The following is a 21348-nucleotide window of genomic DNA, read 5'->3' on the forward strand; positions in this document are numbered from 1 at the left end:
CAGACGCCCCGCAGCGCATCACAACGCTGCGCGCCCCCGTTGCCGCCGCGCAGCACCTTGCGATGCGGCAGGTAACACACCGCCCGGTGCATGACAGAATCCGACCATGCTCGACCACACGGATCCTGTCGCCTCCATCATCCCGGCCATGTCGCTCGATTCGCCGTCCGACAACGCCATGGCCGCCATGTCGCGCCTGGCCCTGGGGCCCGTGAACACGGACTACTACCTGAAGGTGTTCGAGCGCTTTGACGACACGGGCCGCACGACCACCACCTGGAACTGGGCCGCCTGCCTGTGCACCCTGAACTGGATGCTGTTTCGCCAGCTGTGGGGCGCCGCGCTGGTCTATGTGGCGGCAGCCGAGGGGCTGGCACTGATCGTGTTTGGCGTGGGCCGTTCGTTTTTGCACTGGCCCGTGGGCATCGAACTCGGGGTGCTGGGCGCCTTTGCGGTGCTGGCCTTTGCCGTGCCGGGGCTGTACGGCAACGCCATCCTGTACGCCGACATCCGCAAGCGCATTGCGCGCGCGCTGGCCGCGTCGCGCACCGTGCCGGAGGCCTGTGCGCTGCTCGAAAAGCAGGCCAGCTCGCGCAAGCGGCTGCAGGTGCTCGTGCTGGCAAACGTGGTGCTGGGCCTGGCCGCACTGATCGCCTACCTGGCGCTGTCGCCGTCGCACGTGAAGCCCCTGGCGCTGGAACCCGCCGTCACGGTGGCGCAGGCCACGGCAGCGGCCCAGGCGGCATCTGCCACCAAGCCTGTGGGTGCCTTGCCGGTGCCGGAGGCCGAAGGGGCACCCACACCGCCAACGCCTGCCCCTGAAGTGGCAACAGAACCACCGCCAGCGCCCACACCCGCGCCCGCGCCCCAGGCTCCTGCAGCAGCAGCAGCAGCCCCCAAGCCTGCGCTTGCGCCTGCACCTGTGGCGTCGGCACCTTTGGCTGTCGCGCCCGCTCCTGCCGCCACTGCCGTTCAAAAATCGGCCGAGCCTCCAGCTCCAGCTCCGTCCGCATCGGCCACGGCCGCCCCCCCAGCCGCCAAAGCGTCCACACCCAAGCCAGCCATGCCAGCCGCATCGACCCGCGCACCGACGCCTGCGGCCAGCGCCACCGCTACCGCCCCTGCACGCCGTGATGCCGCCAGCCGCGCAGCAGCCCCCACCAAGTCCAAGACACCGGCGGCAGCAGCGTCCTCCACCGCCGACACCGCGCTGCCCACGGTGGGCACTGCCCCGGGCTACTACATCAACGTGGGCCTGTTCGCCGAAGAGGCCAACGCCCGCAAGACGCAGGCGCGCTTGCTCAACGAAGGCCTGCCCGCGTTTCGCCAGGAGTTGAACAATTCCAAGGGCCGTCGCATCCGCGTGCGGGTGGGGCCTTACACCACCCGCGCCCAGGCCGATGCCGCGGCCGAGGCGATCCGGGCGATGGCGCTGGACGCCGTCGTCTTCAAGCAGTAGCCCCCTGGATGTGGGGCGTAGCACTGTCCTACGCATGCGAATGCCCGACGCCGACGCAGGGTCGCCGAGTCTGCAGGTACGCTGAGCCCAGAGCAACTTTGGGCGTATGCACCATGACGCGAAAGACCTCCCCGCACCACAACGCCACCCGCCGGTGGGCCACCCTGGCCGCGGTGGCTGCGGGCGCAGTGCTGCTGACGGGCTGTGCCCCTTGGCGCATGTGGACGGCCGCCGACCTGGCCCGCGATGCACGCCCCTACACCGCTCAGCCCCCGCAGCCGACGCGGCGTGTGCTGGTGGTGGGAGACAGCACTGCCGTGGGCACTGGTGCCAGCACCGCAGCAGACAGCCTGCCGGGGCGCATCGGCCAGGACCATCCCCAATGGCGCATCGACAACCTGGCGGCCAACGGCGCCAAATTTGGCGATGTGGTGCAGCAACTGGAGCGCGCTGGCGGCGGCTACGACCTGGTGCTGGTGCTGGCAGGAGGCAACGATGTGATCCGCTTCACGTCTGAAGACACGCTGCGCGACCACGTACAGCAGGCCGTGGCGCTCGCGCGCCAGAAGGGGCAGCAGGTGGTGCTGATGCCTTGTGGCAATGTGGGCCACGCGCCCTTTTTTGTGCCGCCCCTGTCATGGGCCATGTCGCGCCGGTCCGAGGCGCTGCATGCCCTGGCGCGGGAGGCAGCCAGCGCGCAGCAGGTGCACTACGTGCGCTTGCTCAAGCCGCGCGACCAGGACCCGTTCGTGACCCGCAGCCAGGAGCTAAATGCCGCTGACGGCCTGCACCCCAGCAGCGCGGGCTATGCCGAGTGGTACCGCGAGCTGGTGGCACAGGGCGGGTTGAACGGCCTCACGCCATAGCCCCCACTACCCCTCCGTTGCCTCGTTACGGGACAGCCACTGCAGCACGGCATCGATGACCCACTGCGGGTCATCCAGCGGCAGGTCGTGCCCCGCCCACGGATGCAACTGCAGCGGCAGCCCCCAGGCCTGCGCAATGGCCTGCGAGCATTGGCGGGACACCAGGTGGTCTTTCAGGCTGCCCAGCAGCAGCAAACGGTCCACGGGTGCGGCTGCCGGCGCGCGGTACCACGCGGCCGCCACCAGCTGGCGCAGGGCATTGCAGGCCGACACCGGCCGTTGCCTGCGCACCGCGGCCCACTGCGCCAACACGCCGGCGGCTGCGGATGGCACGCTGCGGCTGGTGATTTGCCACACCACCTGCTCCGCAGCTTCCGCAGATCGCCACCGCCAGGCCAGCCGCAGCAGCGGTGCGATGTTGTGCAGCTGCAGGCGGTGCCAGAACGGGCTGAACGGGCGCAGGCTGGTGTTGATGAGCACGCACCCCGCCACCTCGTGGGGCGCCACGCGCGCCCATTCGGTGGCCACCATCGCCCCCAGCGACATGGCCAGCAGGTGGTAGGGCGGCGCCACGGCACGCTGCGCCAGCTCTGCACGGCAGGCTTGCACCATGCCTTGTACCGACAAGGGTGATGTCAGATGGTGGAACTGGCCGTTGCCCGGCAGGTCCAGCGCCAGCACGTCGTCGCCCGGCACCGCTTGCGCAAAGCGCTCGCCAAAGGCGCCCCAGTGCGCGGCCTCGCGCGTCAGCCCGCGCAGCAGGATCCATTGGCGGGGTGGGCGCGCGGGCATCTCAGTACCACGCCGCCAGGGCATCGGCCCGGCGCTGTGCACGCTGCTCGGGCGCTGGCACCCATCGCGCATGGCTGCAGGCGGCGCGCGACAGAAAGTCGAGCAGCGACAGGTGCCGCCGTAGCACCCGCTGCTGGCGGTGGTTGATGAGCGGGTTGAAGATGCCGTTGCGCGAGAACAGCTGGCGCGGGTTCTTCTTGATCCACAGCCACGATCCCATCTCCAGCGTGAGCGGCAGGAAGGTGTGCGCGGGCACCTCGCGGCAGGCCTGCAGGTACAGGTGGTCCCACAGGTCGCCATGGGCAAGGTACTGCGCACTCTGCGGCTCGATGATGTACTGGTGGTTGCTGTGCGCCTGCAGAAAAATGTCCTGCAGCGCATGCAGCTCGGCCAGGTGCGGAATGGGCCGGCGGGTGTGGGCAAACGGGAACCACAGCCGGTCCTTCACCCCAAAGCCCGAGTGGCAGTCCAGCGCAATGCTGAACGGCCGCGCTAGCAGCTGCTGCGCCACTACGTCGCACAGCGCCTGACTCTCGGCCTCCATGGGCTCGCCCAGCCTGCCCCGGTACCAGGGCAGGCCCGCGCTCACGCGCTGCCCACCAACGCCCCAGGGCACCGGGTCCACCGCATCGACGGGCGCATTGCGCATCAGGTCCACCCCGCGCGGGTTGGCACGTGTGGCAGACCACATGCCGCCGGGGTTGACGATGGGCATGAAGACCAGGCGCACCCCCTCCAGTTGCTGGTGCAAGGTGGTGTCCCACTGCAGCCGCATGACCACGTTCTGCAGGTAGGCAATGACCACCTCGGCACCAATGCGCTCCAGCCCATGCACGCCGCCAAAGAACCCCACCGCAGGCACGTCCAGCGCCGGGTTGCCCAACCCGATGGCGTAGATGGGCAAATGCGGCCCCGATGCCACAGCCACCTGCTGGACGACCTGCACCTCCAGATGAGGCGCCCCCAGGTCGAGGATTTTTTCCAGCGCCGCAAGCTCGGGCAGCATGTTCAATGGTTGGGGGTAAGTCGGTGTGTAAAGCACGCCAGAGCGCGTGCCAAGCAGCGAGGATAGCGCCCGGGGCACGGCACGAACAGCGTCGCGGTGGGCCTGTGGGGTTTGCGCGAACCGACGCGAAACCGTCACACAACAGCGCTACCTTGCCAGCAGTTACCACCCTTTGGAAGAGGCGCACCATGCTCTGGAAACTGTTCGGACTGCAGCGACTGCTCGATGAGCTGTTCGATGAACGCGGATGGCTGAGCCTGGACCTGCCCCGCACCACCGGCTGGGACCACGACGATGTACCCGCCATCGCGCAAGACTGAGATCTACCGCTGGGCCATGGGCTGGGCAATGCTGGCCGGTGCACTGGCCTGGGGCGTGGTGGAGTTTCTGGCCCTGCAGCGCGCGCGCTGGCAGCTGTGGCGCGAGCGGCTGCACACGCCTGCCCACCATTAGCGAGACCGCCGTGAGCGACCGGCCGCAGGACCTGCACGAAGAGGTGGCGAACAGTGCGCTGCACGGTGCTGCGCTGGTGGGCGCCTGCCTGGCCGTGCCGCAGCTGCTGCAATCCGCCCACGCCGCGCATCCTGCTGCCATCTGGGGCGTGCTGGTGTTTGGGGCCACCATGGCGCTGCTGTATGGCGCATCCACCCTGTACCACGCACTGCCGCCGGGGCGGGCCAAGCAATGGGCGCTGCAGCTGGACCATGCGGCGATCCACCTGTTCATTGCGGGCAGCTTCACCCCGTTTGCGCTGAGTGCGCCAGGCCACAGACACCACATCGCGGCCCTGGTGCTGGTGTGGGTTGCGGCGCTGGCGGGCTGCTGGCTGCAGTTGCGCACGCGGCGCGCAGCACCTTGGCTCTCCACCGTCTTGTATGTGGCGATGGGTTGGGTAGCGCTGCTGGCGGCCCTGCCCCTGATGGCCCATGTGCCCGCCGTGAGTACCGCCTGGCTGGTCATCGGCGGGGCTGCGTACACAGCTGGCGTGGTGTTTTTTGTGATGGACGCCGTGGTGCGCTATGCCCACGCTGTGTGGCATGGCTGCGTCATTGCAGGCACGGGCTGCCACGTGATCGCGGTGCTGGGCCTGCAGACGGCGACCTAGCCAAGCCACCCAAAACGGTCGCAGCGCACGCGCCTGCAACCGCCTCGCGGGCCCTGCACCAGCAGGCAATGCCGCATCGATGCAATGGCTGCAAACACCTGCAGCATGCAGGCCCTATCGCGCCTGGCGTTATCGCACCTAAAATCACGCAGGTCCTCGCCCACAGAGGCAGGGCCCATCGTCATTCCAATCAACGAAAAAACATCATGGCAACTGCAAAGAAAACTCCCGCTCCCGCAAAGAAGGTGGCCGTCAAGGCCGCAGCACCCGCCGCCAAGAAGGCAGCCCCTGCAGCCAAAAAGGCTGCGCCAGCCGCCAAGAAGGCTGCTGCGCCCGCCGCCAAGCCCGTGGCCGCTGCAGCTGCGCTGAAGCCCATCAAGACTGCGTTCAACAAGACCACGCTGGTCGCCCACCTGGCTGAACAGTCGGGCGTGGAACCCAAGGCCACCAAGGCCGTGCTGGCTGCGCTGGAAGCCGCCATCCTGGGCTCGGTGCACAAGAAGGGGTCTGGCGAGTTCACGCTGCCTGGCGTGCTCAAGATCGGCCTGCAGCAAGTGCCTGCCAAGAAAAAGCGTTTTGGCAAGGACCCGTTCACGGGTGAAGAGCGCTGGTTCCCCGCCAAGCCCGCCTCGGTCAAGATCAAGACCCGCGCCCTGAAGAAGCTCAAGGACGCAACCGCCTGATGCACCCAGCGCCGCAAGGCGCCTGCTTCAGCACCAGGGGCCGCGAGGCCCCTTTTTCTTTTGGCGGAACCCGCAAGGGTGCGCGACGACGCCTCCCCTACACGCCCTGGGCCCCGCGCAATCAGGCCCTGATGACCACTGGCGCTTCAGGATGGGCATACAAAGCCTGCACCGCCGCCGCGCGGCGTGACAGCACCGCCCCCTGGTTGATGTAGCCCTTGTCAGTGATCTCACCGGCGTCTGCATCAGGCGCCATGTCCATCACCATGGCCCGTGTGGGGCATTGCGAAGACCCAGCGCCCGCATCGCGGCGCGCGCGCATCACGGCCTGCAATGCCTGCTCCAGACGCCCAGCGTCGGCCGCACCGGCCGCAGACGGGAACACCAGCATGCCCACCTCGTCACGGTTATGCCCGGTGAGCACAATGTCTTGCACCAGCGGCGCCAGTTGCGACACCAGCTCCACCCGCAACGTGCCCACCGACACCCAGCTGCCGCTGGACAGCTTGAAATCCTCCGCCACGCGCCCGTTGAAGACCACGCCTTTGTCTGGCTGCTCCGCGTCCACCAGATAGCCCGCGTCGCCGATGCGGTAGAACCCTTCGTGATCGAACGCAGCCGCCGTTTCACGCGGCGCATTGCGGTAGCCTGCAAACACCGACACGCCACGCACCCGCATCTCCAGCTTGCTGCCGTTGGGCACCAGCTTCAGCTCCAGCCCTGGCAAGGGTGCACCAATACAGCCCGCGCCTTCAAGGTGCCAGTGCGCGGTGGTGACGGCAGGTGCTGTCTCTGTGGATCCCCACGATGTCGTGAGCCACAGCGGCTGCGCGGGGCGCACGCGTCGCGCAACGGCTTGCAAGCGCTGCCAGGTCGATGGAGCCAGCGCCGCCGCCGCATAGAAGGCCAGCCGCATGCGCGCCAGCACGTCGGCGGCCAGGCCGTCGTCGGCCTCCAGAAACGGCAGCAGCATGTCAAAGCCCCGAGGGACGTTGAACAGCATGGTGGGCTGTACCTCGCGCAGGTTGCGCACCGTCTTGTCGATGAGCCCCGGCACCGGCCGCCCCTCGTCGATGTAGAGCGTGCCGCCGTGGCACAGCACCATGTTGAGGTTGTGGTTGCCGCCAAAGGTATGGCTCCAGGGCAACCAGTCCACCAGCACTGGCTTTTCATGCTCCAGAAAGCGCCACGCCTGGGCCATCATCTGCTGGTTGGCGCAGAGCATGCGGTGGGTGTTGATGACCACCTTGGGCCGACCGGTGGAGCCGGAGGTGAGCAGGTATTTGGCATGGTCATCGGGCAGCAGCGCCTGCATGGCCTGCTGCACCTGGGGCGTTTCCTGCCCAGCGAGCAGATGCTCCCAGGGCAGCGCACCCGGACACGCGGAGGCGTTGCGGCTGAACACCCGCACGGCATCGCTGTCCCAGCCGTGCAGGGCTGCCGCATAGACGCTGGCATCGGACGCATATACCAGGCTGGGCTCCAGCACCGACAGCATGCTGTGCAGGCGGCTGTGGTCCTGGGAGCGCGCATACGCGCTCGACAGCGAACAGGGGGTGATGCCCACATGCATAGCCGCCAGCATGAGCACCGCATGGTCCACCGCGTTGTCGGACAGGATGGCAATGGGCCGCCCGGCAGGTAACCGCAGGTCCAGCAGCGACTGGGCCACGGCGCCCACCTGGCGGCGCAGCTGAGCATAGGTCAGGCTGCGCCAGCCTTCTGCGCCGTCGCCGCGCTCGGCCAGCGCCAGCGCATCTGGCGTCTCGCGCGCCCAGCGTTCCAGCCATTCCCCCACACAGCGGGCATAGGGTTGCAACGCCATGGGAGAGCGCAGCGTGAAAGAACCATCGTCAAACTGGGTGCGCACAGCGCGCGCAGGGGCAATCTGGCGCTCGTCATCAAGAAAGGCTGGGTACATGGTGGGTTCTCGGGAGCGATGGAGGTTCAAAACAGGGGACGCTGCGCCTCAGGTGTGCAGATCGGGATCGGGCTTGCTCAACAAGCCTGACACCTGCTTGGCGTGCAGCAACTCAATGAGCAAGGCATCCCGCGCACCGGCCAGATCGCGGGCTTGGCGCGTGCCCAGCGCCTGTGCGACCCCTTCGGTCACCTGGTGCTGCAAGGCTTCGGTCATGGACGGCGTGCCCAGGTCCTGCCACCAGCTTTCGATGGGACCGCCCAGGTGGGCCAGCAGGTGGGCAATGCCACCTTCGCCACCCGACAGGTGCAGGTTCATGAACGGCCCCATCAGCGCCCACCGCAAGCCGGGGCCCTGGGAGATGGCTGTGTCGATGTCTTCCACAGTGGCTACGCCCTGGTCCACCAGATGAAAGGCCTCGCGCCAGAGCGCCGCCTGCAGGCGGTTGGCAATGTGCCCCTTGATCTCACGCCGCACGTGGATGGGACGCTTGCCAATGCGGGCGTAGAAAGCCATGGCATCGGCCACCGCCTGGGGCGTGGTGCGCTCGCCGCCGCCCACTTCGACCAGCGGGATCATGTGCGGCGGATTGAACGGGTGGCCCAGCACCACGCGCCCGGGGTGTGCGCAATCCTTCTGCATGTCCGTCACCGCCAGCCCCGAAGAACTGGAGGCCAGCACCACATGCGCCGGGGTCGCTGCATCCATGCGGCGGAACAGGTCCACCTTGAAGTCGAGTCGCTCGGGCCCGTTCTCCTGCACAAAGTCGGCCTGCGCCAGAGCATCTTCCAGCCGCACATGAAAGTGCAGGCGCTCCTGGCTTGCCCCCGAGGCCAGCCCCTGCTGCGACAGCGCCACCCAATGCGCGGCGACGGCGTCCCGCAGTCGCTGCTCGGCCCCTGGCGACGGGTCGGTGGCATGCACGTCCAAACCCCGTGCCAGAAAGTACGCGGCCCAGCTCGCGCCAATGGTGCCGGTGGCCACCACAGTCACGCGCTTCACGGTGTGTGCCATGGGGAACCTTTCAGGACTCTGCCGTGAAGCCGACCTTCTTCACCAGCGGGCCCCAGCGCTCATATTCGGCCTGTTGCGAGGCCAGCATCTCCGCAGGCGTGGAGCCCTTCGCGATGAGCCCCACCACGGCCAGGCTGTCCATGACGGCCTTGTCCTTGATCGCTGCGTTGATGGCGGCGTTGGCGCCAGACACCACGGCTGCCGGCGTGCGGGCCGGGGCGTAAAAGCCAAACCATTCCTCGGTCGTGAGTTCTGGAAAGCCCTGCTCTGCAAACGTGGCGACCTCGGGCGAAAACGGAGAGCGCGCCTGGCCTGAGGTGGCGATCAGCCGCAGCTTGCCCGCCTTGTGGTTGGGAATGAAGTCTCCGCTGGGTGTGACCATCGACGCGATTTGCCCGCCCACCACATCGGTGACGCCCGGGATGGAACCGCGGTACGGCACATGCTTGAGGTCCACGCCGTTGTTCAAGCCCAGCAGCGCACCGATGAAGTGTGGCGTGGAGCCCGCTGCGGGTGAGCCGTAGTTCGCCTGCCCGGGGTTGGCCTTGGCCCAGGCCAGAAAGTCCTTCACCGTCTTGACGGAGGCAGGCACCAGCGGCCCCACAGCCAGACCATGGTGCATGACGGCACCGATGGACACCGGCACAAAGTCCTTGGCCGGGTCGTAGCTCAGGCGGCTGTAAATGTGCGGGTAAATGGACGTGCACGAAAACGGCGACAGCGTGAGCACGCTGCCATCGGCGGGCGCCCCCTTGAGCGACTCCAGCGCGATGCGGCCGCCCGCGCCGGGCTTGTTTTCCACCACCGCGGGGTTGCGGGTGTAGGGCGATCCCGCCAGCTTCTCGCCCACCCTGCGCGCCACGCTGTCGCCCGCGCTGCCTGCGGGAAAGCCGTAAAAGATCTTGATCTGGTCGATGGTCTGCGCCCAGGCGGCCAGCGGCGACAAGGCCCCCAGCGCAGAGGCGCAACCGACGTGGTGCATGAACTGGCGGCGGGTGTGCATCATCATGTGTCTCCTGTGGATGGAGCCGTCATTATTTTTTGACGCCCTTGCACATTCAGTCATCGCGATGACATTTGGACTCAGGGAATACGCGCACGCGCCTGTACATCACACAGTGGCGCAGGAGACACTCTCACCATGTTGGTCAAACTGGCGCCCCCTACCCTCACCGATCTGCTGCTGCACTCTGCCTGGTTCCCGGCCCTGGACAGCGCCGCCCAGCAGCGGGTGATGGACGATGTGCGCGAGGTCGAAGTGCCCCAGGGCGGCGAGCTGTGCCGGCGCGGCCATACCCCCGTGCACTGGTACGGCGCCATCGAGGGGCTGCTGAAGTGGACTGTGACCTCGGGGGATGGCCGCTCGGTCACGCTCGGCGGACTGTCGGCGGGAAGCTGGTTCGGCGAGGGCACCTTGCTGCGCGGCACGCCCCGCACGGCCGACGTGATCGCACTGCGCCCCAGCCGCGTTGCGCTGGTGCCGATGGAGACTTTTGAATGGCTGCACGCCACGCAGCGCAGCTTTGACCACTTTCTGCTGCGCCAGATCAACGAACGCATGCACTGGTTTCTGGGCAACTTTACGGCCCACCATTTGCTCGATACCGACAGCCAGGTGGCCCGCGCACTGGCAGGCCTGTTCCACCCCTGGCTGCACCCGGGCAGCGACACGCACCTGCAGGTGTCGCAGGAAGAAATTGCCAATCTCTCGGGCGTATCACGCCAGCGCTGCAACGCGGCGTTGAAGCGGCTGCAGGCCGCTGGCCTGTTGGAGATCGAATACGGCGGCATCACCGTGACCGACCTGGAAGGCCTGCGGCGCCAGGTGGAATAACCCCTTTTTTGGGCGTCGCTGGGTGCATGGGCTACCGCCCGTTACTGCACCATCTGCCGCTATGTGGGCGAGTGGTGCGCTTGGATGAAGGCGACCGCAGCGGCCATCACCGCACCAGGCTGGTCGCGGTGCGGAGAGTGCGCGCAGTCCGGCAATTCCAGCAGCCGGGTGCCTGGCACCCGCTGGGCAATGCCCCGGATCTGGGCCAGGGTGCCGTACTCGTCATCACAGCCCTGGATGGCCAGCACGGGGGCGCGGATCAGGGCGACCTCCGGCTCGATGTTCCACGCACGGAACGCCGGGTCCAGCCAGACGCGGTTCCAGCCCCAGAAGGCCGAATCCCCATCGTCGTGGTAACGCGCCAGCTTGTGGCGCAGATCGGTCTGTTCGTAAGCGTCCCGCGCGCGTTCGATGTTTTGCACCGTCACGTCTTCCACAAAGATGTGCGGCGCCATCACCACCAGCCCTTGCACACGCTGCGGCCAGCGGGCAGCCAGCAACAGGGAAATCGATGCGCCATCGCTGTGGCCAAAGAGCCAGGCGGCTTCCTGCACGCCCAGTGCATCGAGGAATGCGGGCACCACCTCGTGTGCCTGCTGGTGCATGAAGTCCACGCCCCACACCTCGTCCGCGCGCCGGGGTGTGGACCGGCCATAAGCAGGACGTGAGAACACCAGCCCCCGAAACCCACCCGCATCGCACAGCTGGCGCGGGAAGTCCTTCCACATCGCCACGGAGCCTAGGCCCTCGTGCAGGAACACCACCAAGGGGGCAGTGCTGCGCTCGGGGGCTATCCACTGGTACTCGATATGGACCGTGCGGTTGCGCCAGCGCACTGGCACATGCTCAGTGCGCCCCGCAGGGCTGGGTGCAACGTCGTTGGCACTCACGCCCGCTGCTCCCGCTCGCGCAGCCGAAATCGCTGGATCTTGCCGGTGGCCGTCTTGGGCAGCTCGGGCAAGAATTCGATCAGACGCGGGTACTTGTAGGGCGCCAGGCGTTCCTTCACAAAGGCCTTGAGTTCATCCGGTGTGACTGCCTGCCCGTCCTTGAGCACGACAAACGCCTTGGTCTTGGTCAGGCCATCAGCATCCTGCGTGCCGACCACGGCTGCCTCCAGCACGGAAGTGTGCTGCATCAACGTGGCCTCCACCTCGAAGGGGGACACGTAAATGCCGCTGACCTTGAGCATGTCGTCGCTGCGCCCGGCGTAGGTGTAGTAACCCTCGGCATCGCGCACATATTTGTCGCCGCTTTTGGTCCACGCGCCCTGGAATGTCTCGCGGGTCTTGGCGCGGTTGTTCCAGTACATCAGCGCAGCGCTGGGGCCCTGGATGTAGAGGTCGCCAATCTCGCCCTGCGCCACCTCGCTGCCGTCTTCGCCGCGCAGGGATATCTCGTACCCGGGCACCGGTTTGCCCGTGGTGCCGTAGCGCACATCGCCAGGGCGGTTGGAAAGGAAGATGTGCAGCATCTCTGTCGAGCCAATGCCATCGATGATGTCGCAGCCGAAATGGTCCTTGAAGCGCTGCGCGATCTCGGCCGGCAGCGCCTCGCCGGCAGACGAGCACATGCGCAGCGCCACCGCACTTCGGGAAGGCAGGCGGGGCGAGGCCAGCATGCCGGCAAAACCGGTGGGCGCCCCAAAGAACACCGTGGGCTGGTGGCGCGTCCAGCGCTCGAACGTGGCGTCTGGCGTGGGTCGCTCGGCCATCAGCACCACTGTAGCGCCGACTGACAAAGGGAAGGTCAGGCTGTTGCCCAGCCCATACGCAAAGTAGAGCTTGGCAGCCGAAAAGCACACATCCTTGTCGGTCAGACCCAGCACCGCCTTGCCATACAGCTCGGCCGTCCACCACAGGCTGCCCTGCGTGTGCACCGTGCCCTTGGGCTTGCCCGTGGAGCCCGAGGAATAAAGCCAGAACCCGGGCTCGTCCGGGCCGGTGCGGGCGGGCGCAGTCAGCGCGGGGGTGCTGGCGATGGCGGCCTGCATGTCCACCGCCCCCGCACCCAGCGGGCCTTGCGGCTGCGACACCACGCAAGCACGCACCTCATGGTGGGGTGCCAGGGCTAGCGCCTCGTCCAGCACCGGCAGCAATGCACCGGAGACCAGCGCCGCCTGCGCGCGGCAGTGCGTCAGCATGTAGGCGTAGTCGTCGGGCTTGAGCAGGGTGTTGACCGCCACAGGCACCACACCCGCGTAAAGGCAACCCAGAAACGCCACCGGCCAGTCGCTGGTGTCCAGCATCAGCAGCAGCACGCGCTCCTCGCGCCGCACGCCAGTGTTGGCCAGCACCGCCGCCAGCCGCCGTGCGCGGTCTTCCAGCGCGCTGTAGCTCAGGGTCCCCCGGTCGTCGATGTAGGCGATGCGGTCACCCCGCGTGCGGTTGAGAGCAAACAGATGCTCTGCAAAATTGAACTGTTCCGGAAGGCTGTTCATGGGGTGTCTCCGTCGCGATGGCGTTGTTTTTGTGGGTGGGTACGGGGGTCAGCAGCCCAGCGCAGCAAGCACTTCGGGGCTGGCCTGCACCGCACTGCGCTGGTGGTAGAAGTCCAGCGCCCGCAAGCCACCCAGCTCAGCACCACCACCAGCCCGGCCGGGCCCCCCATGCAGCGACATGGGCATGACATTGCCGTGGCCCGTGTGCGCAGTGGCCACTGCCGGCGTCACCACATGCACACGGCCATTGCTCGCAGCCAGCGCTACGGCGGCCTGGGCCAGGGCCTTGTCGTCGGAGCCATAGAGCGAGGTCACCAGCGAGCCCTGGCCACGCTGCGCAAGGGCCAGCGCATGGGGCAGGTCGTTATAGGGCAGCAAGGTGGCCACCGGTCCAAACACCTCCACGTCATGAACGATGGAGGCCTTGTCGGCATCGCGCGCGCCCAGCAGCACCGGGCCGACGCAGGCGGCCACTGCAGAGTCGGCATCGACCAGCGGCCGCGTTCGGCCGTCATACACAAGGTCGGTATGGGCCCCCAGGGCGGCAATGCCTGCCTGCACCCCATCGAACTGGGCGCGGCTGACCAGCGAGCCCATGCGCACTTCCGGGTTGCGGGGGTTGCCCACCACCACGCGGGCCAGCTGGGCGCTGACAGCCTCCGCCACCGCAGCGTACGACGCAGTGGGGACGAGGATGCGGCGGATCGCGGTGCACTTCTGGCCTGACTTGACGGTCATCTCACGAACGACTTCGCGCACCAGCAAGTCAAAGGCGGCGCCGCCCGGCTCTGCGTCGGGCATCAGTAGCGCGGCATTGAGGCTGTCCGCCTCGATGTTGGCGCGCACCGAACGCTGCGCCACCGCCGGATGCGCGCGGACAACGCCCGCCGTCTCGGCAGAGCCGGTGAACGACACCACATCAAAGGGTTGCAGCGCATCCATCAGGCCCGCCGAGCTTCCCGCGATGATCGACAGCGCGCCGGCGGGCAACACCCCCGCGTTCACCACGTCCTGCACCATGCGCTGGGTCAGCCACGCCGTGGATGTGCCGGGCTTGACGATGACCGGCATGCCCGACAACAAGGCGGGCGCGGCTTTTTCCCACAGGCCCCAAGCAGGAAAGTTGAATGCGTTGATGCACAGCGCCACCCCTGGCCTCGGCACCTGCAGGTGCTGCGACTGAAAGACCGGTTCCTTGCCCAGCCTGACGGCATTCCCGTCATGCAGCACGCGCACATCGCCCAGCGCCTCACCCCATTTGGCGTATTGGCCGAGCGTGAAGATGCCGCCGTCGATGTCCACCGCAGAGTCCGTCTTGACGGTGCCGGAATTGGCGGTGGCGATGTCGTAATAGCTGTCGCGGTGCGCCTGCAGCACCTTGGCGACCGCGCCGAGCATGGCGGCCCGCTCACGATAGGTGGCAGCGCATAGCGCAGCTCCCCCCTGTTCGCGGGCAAACGCAAAGGCCTCGGGCAGATTCAACCCCGTGGCGTCCACCCGCACCAGGGCGGTGCCCAGCACAGGATCGCGCAGCTCGGTGCCGGGCCCTGTTCCGTGTTGCCAGCGGCCGGCAACGTGGTTGGCGAGCAATTCAATCATGCAGTCGTTCTTTCAGAGCAAGAGGGTCCATGGGGGGAGCAGCGCAGGCGCCAGCCCTAGCGTGTGAACTGGATCTGCCCCTCGGGCAACAGGTACAAAACCAGCGCCCTGCCGTGCGCCACCGTAGGGTGGTGGGCACTGCCGGGCGGGTAGACGCACCAGCCGGCAGGGTGGCCGTCAAACAACGCCTCCCCCTCCAGTGGCATGATCAAATCGATTTCGCCCTGCGGGTGGGTGTGGTGGGGGCCAGCAATGTTTTGCATGTCCACCACGTCCACAGAAAACCGGTGCAAGGCATCTTCGGGCTTGAACACACGGCCATAGCGGATGCCGCCGCCTTCGCGTTCACACAGCCAGCCTTCGCGTGCGCCCTGAATGCACGCCTCCCGCAAGCGCTGGTAGGTCGCACTGGTGGGGCCGTGCATGGTGTTCAGCCATTGCGCCAGAGCGGCATCCAGGGGTTTGCCAGCGAGCTGGGCGGTCAGATCAACCAAGGCTTCGTGAAATGCAGTTTTGTCGGACATGGGCAGTGGGTGCAGCTAGAGTCGGGGCCCAATCTGCACCGTTTTTGATCCACCGCCTTGCGCGCATCCAAAACATGCAGTATTTTGCCAATTGATGAACCATAGTTACCTCAAAGATCCATGTCAAGCACTATAATGCATGAATGGCGTTTTCCCTGAGAAGACCAGGGCGCTCCATGAAAAGGATGGGTATGAATGAAATAGAAACGGCGGGGCTGCTCGCACCCGCCTCCGCGCAGGAGGGTGCGCAGTCATCGGCCGAGGAGCCCAAGAACCCTCTTCTGGTGTCGCTGGGCGAGCGCGTTCGCAATCTGCGTGCACAGCGGGGCCTGACCCGCAAGGCGGTAGCGGTGGCCGCCGACGTGTCGGAGCGCCACCTGGCCAACCTGGAGTACGGCACGGGCAACGCCTCCATCCTGGTGCTGCAGCAGGTGGCCCATGCGCTGCACTGCTCGCTGGCGGAGCTCGTGGGCGATTTCACGACGCAATCGCCCGAATGGCTGCTGATCCGCGAACTGCTGGAACACCGCAGCGAGCCCGAACTGCGGCGTGCCCGCCTGGCGTTGCACGAGCTGCTGAGTGGGGGGCACAACGACGCAGCAAGGCACCGCCGCATTGCGCTGGTGGGTCTGCGGGGGGCGGGCAAATCCACCCTGGGGCCGCTGCTGGCGCGCGAGCTGGATGTTCCCTTCATTGAACTGAGCCGCGCCATCGAGGCCCTCGCCGGGTGCAGCGTGCGCGAAATCCACGACCTGTACGGCACCACCGCCTACCGCCGCTACGAGCGCAGGGCACTGGAAGAGACCATCCAAATCCACAGCGAGGTGGTCATTGCCACGCCGGGTGGCATTGTGTCGGACCCCGCCACTTTCAACGAGCTGCTGGCCCACTGCACCACCGTGTGGTTACGGGCCGCGCCCGAGGAACACATGGGGCGGGTGGTGGCACAGGGCGACATGCGCCCGATGGCCGCCAGCAAGGAGGCCATGGACGACCTCAAGCGCATCCTGGACGGGCGCGCTGCTTTCTATTCCAAGGCCGAAATCACGGTGGATACCTCCGGCCAGACCCCCGAGCAGAGCCTGCAGACCTTGAGTGCCAGCGTGCGCAAGGCCATGGCCCGCGTGGCGTAAAAACCTGCACCCGGTCTGAACGGCTGCAGCCCGGACATCGGCGCCGCAGCACCCACGCCCATCCCGGCACAGCGCCCGCCACCACGGCGGCCTCTGCAGCTCGCCTCCTCCCCGATCACCCCCTGCGCAGCCCTCAGCAGCGCTGCCTGTCTACCAGAATGCCATCGGCAAAAAAATGCATTGACACACCGAACAACATGCATGATGATGCACATCAACAGCGAAATACAAGCACTATATTGCATTAATTCTCCGCGGAGACCCCATGGCAGACCTCACCCACGTTCCCGAACGCGTTGACTACCGCACTGATCCCACGCAGTACCGCCACTGGACCTTGTCGGTCGAGGGTGCCATTGCGCGGCTGTCCCTTGACATTGCGGAGGACGGCGGGATCCGTCCTGGCTACAAGCTCAAGCTCAACAGCTACGACCTGGGGGTGGACATTGAGCTGCATGACGCGCTCAACCGCATCCGCTTCGAGCACCCCAACGTGCGCAGCGTCATCGTCACCAGTGGCAAGGACCGTATCTTTTGCTCGGGCGCCAACATCTTCATGCTGGGTGTGTCCAGCCATGCCTGGAAGGTCAACTTCTGCAAGTTCACCAACGAGACGCGCAACGGCATTGAAGACTCCTCCAAACACTCGGGCCTCAAGTTCATTGCGGCAGTGAATGGCGCCTGCGCGGGCGGTGGCTATGAGTTGGCACTGGCGTGCGATGAAATCATCCTGGTCGATGACCGGTCGTCTGCCGTGTCGCTGCCCGAAGTGCCTTTGCTGGGCGTGTTGCCCGGCACCGGTGGGCTGACACGGGTCACGGACAAGCGCCACGTGCGGCACGATCTGGCCGACATCTTCTGCACCAGCGTGGAGGGTGTGCGTGGCCAGCGCGCGATGGACTGGCGCCTGGTGGACTGTATCGCCAAGCCCGCACAATTTGCCGCCACGGTGCAAGAGCGCGCCGCCGCCCATGCACAGACCAGCACCCGCCCCGGCAGCGCACAAGGCATTGCCCTGCCACGCGTGGAGCGGCAGGACCATGCCGACGGCATGCGCTACCAGCACGTGACGGTGGACATCGACCGCGCACGGCGCACGGCCACGCTGTGTATCCGCGCCCCCGAGGGAGCGCAGCCCGCAGACACGGCAGCCATTGAAGCAGCGGGCGCCGCCTGGTGGCCACTGGCACTGGCCCGCGAGCTGGACGACGCCATCCTGAACCTGCGCACCAACGAACTGGACATTGGCACCTGGCTGCTGAAGACCGAAGGGGATGCGCAGGCGGTGCTGGCCAGCGATGCCATCTTGCTCGCGCATCAGGACCACTGGCTGGCGCGCGAGACCATCGGTGCGCTGCGACGCACGTTTGCCCGTCTGGATGTGTCCTCACGCAGCCTCTTCGCGCTGATCGAGACGGGATCGGCTTTTGCCGGCACCCTCGCAGAACTGGCCTTAGCGGCAGACCGCACCTACATGCTGGCCCTGCCCGACGCGCCAGAGCAGGCCCCAACGCTCACCCTGAACGCATTCAACTTTGGCCTGCTGCCCATGGTGAATGACCAAAGCCGCTTGCAGCGCCGCTTCTATGAAGAGGCGGGCCCGCTGGAAGCGGTCCGCGCTGCCGCGGGCCGGCCGCTGGACGCAGACAGCGCACTGGCGCTGGGCCTGGTCACGGCAGCCCCCGACGACATCGACTGGGCCGACGAAATCCGTATCGCCATTGAAGAACGCGCCGCCATGTCGCCCGATGCGCTGACCGGCCTGGAGGCCAACCTGCGCTTTGCCAGCAGGGAGAACATGAACACCCGCATCTTCGGGCGCCTGACCGCGTGGCAGAACTGGATCTTCAACCGCCCCAACGCCGTGGGCGAGAAGGGCGCGCTCAAGGTTTACGGCACCGGCCAGAAGGCCGGGTTTGACCAGACGCGCGTCTGACCCCCTGCCCTGCATTCGATTTCCATCCAGAGGAGCACCCCATGAGCAGCATCAACTACAGCGAGAAGATTCCCAACAACGTGAACCTGGGCGAAGACCGCACGTTGCAGCGCGCGCTAGAAGGCTGGCAGCCCAACTTCATCAACTGGTGGGACGACGTGGGTCCCGAGGGCTCCACCAACCATGAGGTCTATCTGCGCACCGCCGTGAGCGTGGACCCGAACGGCTGGGCCCAGTTCGGCCACGTAAAGATGCGCGACTACCGCTGGGGCATCTTTTTGAATCCGGGCGATAACAACCGAGAGATCCACTTTGGCGACCACAAGGGCGAAAGAGCCTGGCAGGACGTGCCCGGCGAGCACCGAGCCAACCTTCGCCGCATCATCGTGACCCAGGGAGACACGGAGCCCGCATCGGTCGAGCAGCAGCGCCACCTGGGTCTGACGGCGCCCAGCATGTACGACCTGCGCAACCTGTTCCAGATCAATGTGGAAGAGGGCCGCCACCTGTGGGCCATGGTGTACCTGCTGCACAAGCACTTCGGCCGCGACGGCCGCGAGGAAGCCGAAGCGCTGCTGCAGCGCCAGTCCGGCGACGAAAACAACCCGCGCATCCTGGGCGCGTTCAATGAAAAGACGCCGGATTGGCTGGCGTTTTTCATGTTCACCTACTTCACTGACCGTGACGGCAAGTTCCAGCTCTCGGCCCTGGCAGAGAGCGCTTTTGATCCGCTGGCGCGCACCACCAAGTTCATGCTGACCGAAGAGGCCCACCACATGTTTGTGGGCGAAAGCGGCATCTCGCGCGTGCTATCGCGCACCGCACAGGTGATGAACGACCTCAAGACCGACGACCCTGCCAAGGTGCGTGCTGCTGGCGCCATCGACCTGCCCACCGTCCAGCGCTACCTCAACTTCCACTACAGCGTGACCATCGACCTGTTCGGCGCTGACCAGTCGAGCAACGCCGCCACGTTCTACAGCTCGGGCCTCAAGGGTCGCTACGAAGAAGGAAAACGCACGGACGATCATGTGCTCAAGGGCCAGACCTACAAGGTGCTGGAGGTCAAGGACGGACAGCTGCTGGAAAAAGAAGTGCCCATGCTCAACGCGCTGAACGAAGTGCTGCGCGACGACTTCATCAAGGACTCCATGGCGGGCGTGGGCCGGTGGAACAAGGTGCTGGAGAAGGCGGGAGTCCCCACCCGCCTGGTGGTCCCCCACAAGGCCTTCAATCGCCAGATCGGCGCGCTGGCGGGCATCAAGATGTCGCCCGACGGCCGCGTGGTGAGCGAGGCAGAATGGATCGCACGCAAGGCCGAATGGCTGCCCACGCCCGAAGACTTCGCGTTTGTGGCGTCGTTGATGGGCCGTGTGGTCGAGCCGGGCAAGTTCGCCGGCTGGATCGCGCCCCCCGTCATGGGCATCAACCGCCAGCCGGTGGATTTTGAGTACGTGCGTTTTAATTGATCGCCGCTGAGTTGCCCGTGCCGCATTCGCCATCCCTGGCAAGACGGCGCGAGCGGCACGGCGAGTCGGGCTCTGCGTTGTGGCACACCGAATGCTTCCACTGTATGCAAGGTCCCAGCACCGGTAGCCGGATATTGCTCGAAGAATGAATATGGACACCCACACGCTGATCGACAACGGCATCCTGAAGCAGCATCTGATCGACCCGGAGATCTGCATTCGCTGCAACACCTGCGAGGCCACCTGTCCGGTCAACGCGATCACGCACGACGACAACAACTACGTGGTGCGAGCCGATGTGTGCAACGGCTGCATGGCCTGCATCTCGCCCTGCCCCACGGGTTCCATCGACAACTGGCGTGCGGTGCCAGTGGCCCGTGCCTACACCGTTGAGGAACAGTTCAGCTGGGAAGAACTGCCGGGCGAGCTTGCTCCCCATGAACTGGTCGCAGCAGGCGGAGAGCCCTCCACAGAGGTAACGGCGCTGCAGCAAGCCCCCGAAGCGCCTGCTGAGCCGGGCACGCAGGTGTTTCGCTCCGCACAGTACGGAGCCACGGTACCGCCCTGGTCCGCAGCCCATCCCTACACCAATCTTTTTCCGCCCAAGAACCCGACCACGGCCACCGTGGTCGGGAACTTCAATTGCACCGAGGCGGGTTTTGAGAGCGAGACCCACCATGTGGTGCTCGACTTCGGCAGCATGCCGTTCCCCGTACTGGAAGGGCAATCGATCGGCATCATCCCGCCGGGCGCCGATGCGCTGGGCAAACCGCACCACGCGCGCCAATACTCGGTGGCCAGCCCACGCAACGGCGAACGCCCCGGCTACAACAACCTGGCGCTGACCGTGAAGCGCGTGACCGTGGACCACGATGGCAACCCTGTGCGAGGCGTTGCCTCCAACTACGTTTGCGATCTGAAGGTGGGCGACAAGGTGCAGGTGGTGGGGCCGTTCGGCAGCAGCTTCCTCATGCCCAACCATCCGCGATCGCACATCGTGATGATCTGCACCGGCACCGGCAGCGCTCCCATGCGCGCCATGACCGAGTGGCGACGCAGGCTGCGCAACAGCGGCAAGTTTGAGGGCGGCAAGCTCCTGCTGTTCTTCGGCGCACGCACGCAGCAGGAACTGCCCTACTTCGGCCCCCTGCAAAGCCTGCCCAAGGATTTCATCGACATCAACCTGGCTTTCTCCCGCACGCCCGGGCAGCCCAAGCGCTATGTGCAAGACCTGATGCGCGAGCGCGCCGCCGACCTGCTGGCCCTGCTGCGCGATGACAACAGCCACTTCTACGTCTGCGGACTCAAGGGCATGGAAGAAGGCGTGGTGATGGCGCTGCGTGACATCGCCCAGGAGGCGGGGCTGAGCTGGGACGCTCTGGGTGGGACGCTTCAACGCGAAGGGCGACTGCATCTGGAGACGTACTGAGGCGGGAATGGCATCGGCCTGATGCCAAACTCAAGCCATGGCGCCCCCCCAAAAAGGCCCATTGGCCGGGCCTCGGGGCGCTGCATGGAGCACTTTCCCTTGTGTAACAGCTGCAACGCCGGAGGCTGACCGGCAGAC

At 66.4% G+C, this 21348-nt stretch carries 20 protein-coding genes; 11 read left to right on the top strand and 9 right to left on the bottom strand.

Going from position 1 to position 21348, the window contains the following annotated elements; translation table 11 throughout:
- The first annotated feature begins 106 nt into the window (after nucleotides 1-106).
- Together C8C95_RS05665 and C8C95_RS05670 are read left to right on the top strand one after the other, a co-directional pair.
- The gene (locus C8C95_RS05665; protein WP_116747942.1) at nucleotides 107-1459 is read left to right on the top strand and encodes an SPOR domain-containing protein; all 1353 of its coding nucleotides are present in this window, start codon (nucleotides 107-109) and stop codon (nucleotides 1457-1459) included.
- Between the two features lie 113 nt (nucleotides 1460-1572).
- Nucleotides 1573-2325: an SGNH/GDSL hydrolase family protein gene (locus C8C95_RS05670; RefSeq protein WP_116747943.1), complete on the top strand. Its 753-nt coding sequence runs from the start codon at nucleotides 1573-1575 to the stop codon at nucleotides 2323-2325.
- Between the two features lie 6 nt (nucleotides 2326-2331).
- Here C8C95_RS05670 and C8C95_RS05675 read toward each other — a convergent pair whose 3' ends face one another.
- The gene (locus tag C8C95_RS05675; protein ID WP_116747944.1) at nucleotides 2332-3117 is read right to left on the bottom strand and encodes an alpha/beta hydrolase; all 786 of its coding nucleotides are present in this window, start codon (nucleotides 3115-3117) and stop codon (nucleotides 2332-2334) included.
- A 1-nt stretch (nucleotide 3118) separates the two neighbouring features.
- Nucleotides 3119-4123 (bottom strand): M14 family zinc carboxypeptidase, encoded by a 1005-nt coding sequence (locus tag C8C95_RS05680; RefSeq protein ID WP_116747945.1) that lies wholly within the window; start codon nucleotides 4121-4123, stop codon nucleotides 3119-3121.
- A 188-nt stretch (nucleotides 4124-4311) separates the two neighbouring features.
- Between C8C95_RS05680 and C8C95_RS23995 the strand changes: the two genes are divergently transcribed.
- From C8C95_RS23995 to C8C95_RS05690, 4 genes are all read left to right on the top strand, one after another.
- Nucleotides 4312-4443 carry a hypothetical protein gene (locus C8C95_RS23995; protein ID WP_255342784.1) on the top strand — a complete coding sequence of 44 codons (132 nt, stop codon included), beginning with the start codon at nucleotides 4312-4314 and terminating at the stop codon, nucleotides 4441-4443.
- Nucleotides 4418-4576 (top strand): hypothetical protein, encoded by a 159-nt coding sequence (locus tag C8C95_RS23655; RefSeq protein ID WP_165836516.1) that lies wholly within the window; start codon nucleotides 4418-4420, stop codon nucleotides 4574-4576. The genes C8C95_RS23995 and C8C95_RS23655 overlap by 26 nt, the downstream gene beginning before the upstream one ends.
- 10 nt (nucleotides 4577-4586) lie before the next feature.
- Nucleotides 4587-5228, top strand: a complete 642-nt coding sequence (locus C8C95_RS05685) for a hemolysin III family protein (protein WP_116747946.1) — start codon at nucleotides 4587-4589, stop codon at nucleotides 5226-5228.
- Nucleotides 5229-5434: 206 nt separating this feature from the next.
- A complete protein-coding gene (locus tag C8C95_RS05690) occupies nucleotides 5435-5911 on the top strand; it encodes an HU family DNA-binding protein (protein WP_116747947.1) in 477 nt (158 codons plus the stop codon).
- Nucleotides 5912-6032: 121 nt separating this feature from the next.
- On the opposite strand, the gene C8C95_RS05695 is transcribed toward C8C95_RS05690, so the two are convergent.
- Genes C8C95_RS05695 through C8C95_RS05705 form a run of 3 tightly spaced genes read right to left on the bottom strand, consistent with a single transcriptional unit; the run spans nucleotide 6033 to nucleotide 9849 of the window.
- Entirely contained in the window at nucleotides 6033-7832 is a 1800-nt protein-coding gene (locus C8C95_RS05695) for a feruloyl-CoA synthase (protein ID WP_116747948.1), read from the bottom strand.
- Nucleotides 7833-7880: 48 nt separating this feature from the next.
- Complete coding sequence (locus C8C95_RS05700) at nucleotides 7881-8846, bottom strand: 3-hydroxyacyl-CoA dehydrogenase NAD-binding domain-containing protein (RefSeq protein ID WP_116747949.1); 966 nt, start codon at nucleotides 8844-8846, stop codon at nucleotides 7881-7883.
- 10 nt (nucleotides 8847-8856) lie between these two features.
- On the bottom strand, nucleotides 8857-9849 hold the full coding sequence (locus tag C8C95_RS05705; RefSeq protein ID WP_116750150.1) for a Bug family tripartite tricarboxylate transporter substrate binding protein: 993 nt from the start codon (nucleotides 9847-9849) through the stop codon (nucleotides 8857-8859).
- Between the two features lie 138 nt (nucleotides 9850-9987).
- Here C8C95_RS05705 and C8C95_RS05710 point away from each other — a divergent pair, with 138 nt between their 5' ends.
- Complete coding sequence (locus tag C8C95_RS05710; RefSeq protein ID WP_056746945.1) at nucleotides 9988-10680, top strand: Crp/Fnr family transcriptional regulator; 693 nt, start codon at nucleotides 9988-9990, stop codon at nucleotides 10678-10680.
- A 59-nt stretch (nucleotides 10681-10739) separates the two neighbouring features.
- Here C8C95_RS05710 and C8C95_RS05715 read toward each other — a convergent pair whose 3' ends face one another.
- Genes C8C95_RS05715 through C8C95_RS05730 form a run of 4 tightly spaced genes read right to left on the bottom strand, consistent with a single transcriptional unit; the run spans nucleotide 10740 to nucleotide 15243 of the window.
- Nucleotides 10740-11570, bottom strand: a complete 831-nt coding sequence (locus tag C8C95_RS05715) for an alpha/beta hydrolase (RefSeq protein ID WP_116747950.1) — start codon at nucleotides 11568-11570, stop codon at nucleotides 10740-10742.
- Entirely contained in the window at nucleotides 11567-13120 is a 1554-nt protein-coding gene (locus C8C95_RS05720; protein ID WP_116747951.1) for a benzoate-CoA ligase family protein, read from the bottom strand. Before C8C95_RS05720 ends, C8C95_RS05715 begins: the two co-directional genes overlap by 4 nt.
- A gap of 48 nt (nucleotides 13121-13168) precedes the next feature.
- Complete coding sequence (locus C8C95_RS05725; RefSeq protein WP_116747952.1) at nucleotides 13169-14719, bottom strand: 3,4-dehydroadipyl-CoA semialdehyde dehydrogenase; 1551 nt, start codon at nucleotides 14717-14719, stop codon at nucleotides 13169-13171.
- A gap of 56 nt (nucleotides 14720-14775) precedes the next feature.
- On the bottom strand, nucleotides 14776-15243 hold the full coding sequence (locus C8C95_RS05730) for a DUF4863 family protein (RefSeq protein ID WP_116747953.1): 468 nt from the start codon (nucleotides 15241-15243) through the stop codon (nucleotides 14776-14778).
- Nucleotides 15244-15434: 191 nt separating this feature from the next.
- On the opposite strand from C8C95_RS05730, the gene C8C95_RS05735 reads away from it, so the two are divergent.
- From C8C95_RS05735 to boxA, 4 genes are all read left to right on the top strand, one after another.
- Nucleotides 15435-16376 carry a helix-turn-helix transcriptional regulator gene (locus C8C95_RS05735; protein WP_116747954.1) on the top strand — a complete coding sequence of 314 codons (942 nt, stop codon included), beginning with the start codon at nucleotides 15435-15437 and terminating at the stop codon, nucleotides 16374-16376.
- 265 nt (nucleotides 16377-16641) lie between these two features.
- On the top strand, nucleotides 16642-18312 hold the full coding sequence (boxC, locus tag C8C95_RS05740; protein ID WP_116747955.1) for a 2,3-epoxybenzoyl-CoA dihydrolase: 1671 nt from the start codon (nucleotides 16642-16644) through the stop codon (nucleotides 18310-18312).
- A gap of 41 nt (nucleotides 18313-18353) precedes the next feature.
- Complete coding sequence (boxB, locus tag C8C95_RS05745; RefSeq protein WP_116747956.1) at nucleotides 18354-19781, top strand: benzoyl-CoA 2,3-epoxidase subunit BoxB; 1428 nt, start codon at nucleotides 18354-18356, stop codon at nucleotides 19779-19781.
- 151 nt (nucleotides 19782-19932) lie between these two features.
- The gene (gene boxA / locus C8C95_RS05750) at nucleotides 19933-21210 is read left to right on the top strand and encodes a benzoyl-CoA 2,3-epoxidase subunit BoxA (RefSeq protein ID WP_116747957.1); all 1278 of its coding nucleotides are present in this window, start codon (nucleotides 19933-19935) and stop codon (nucleotides 21208-21210) included.
- Nucleotides 21211-21348: the final 138 nt, after the last annotated feature.

Origin of the sequence: Acidovorax sp. 99, assembly GCF_003096455.1 — a bacterium.
GTDB lineage: Bacteria > Pseudomonadota > Gammaproteobacteria > Burkholderiales > Burkholderiaceae_C > Acidovorax > Acidovorax delafieldii.